The sequence below is a fragment of the Vibrio sp. 2134-1 genome, from assembly GCF_033339495.1.
Map to the genome: position 1 here is coordinate 1 of NZ_JAWOUS010000695.1, position 588 is coordinate 588.

The 588-nt window shown below is 46.1% G+C and carries 1 protein-coding gene; it reads right to left on the reverse strand.

Annotated elements, in window-relative coordinates; genetic code table 11:
- Positions 1-17 precede the first annotated feature (17 nt).
- On the reverse strand, positions 18-588 hold a 571-nt coding region (locus tag R7R78_RS28015; protein ID WP_225474841.1), incomplete at its 5' end, for a 4Fe-4S dicluster domain-containing protein.

Sequence of the window (588 nt, forward strand, 5' to 3'; positions counted from 1 at the left end):
AAACTATTCTCAGACCACTACATATTTGGGTAGTTGGGACCACCACCGCCTTCAGGAGGCGTCCAGGTGATGTTTTGACTTGGGTCTTTGATATCGCAGGTTTTACAGTGAATACAGTTCGCCGCATTAATCTGTAATTCGGCTTGCTCTGCACCTTCTACAATTTCATACACCCCAGCAGGACAGTAGCGTTGAGCGGGCTCGGCATAGAGCGCCAAGTTCTGTTCGATAGGAATGCGCTGGCTGGCAAGCTGCAAATGACACGGTTGGTCTTCTTCATGGAAAATATTGGATAAATAGACGGAAGAAAGACGGTCGAAACTCAACACGCCATCAGGTTTCGGATAGAGGATCTCATCGCTGTTTTCCGCCAGAATCAAAGACTGATGATCGGGATGTTCACAACGTACATTCCACTTTGCTTTGCCTTTTAACACGTTGTGTTCCAACATCGCTAAACCACCGCCTAACCAAGAGCCAAAACGGTGTATTCCGCTAGAGAAGTTGCGTGCTTGATAAAGCTCTTCATATAGCCATGACTGTTTGAAATGGCTTTGGTAGTCGGCAATAACCGATTGATTTAAAATC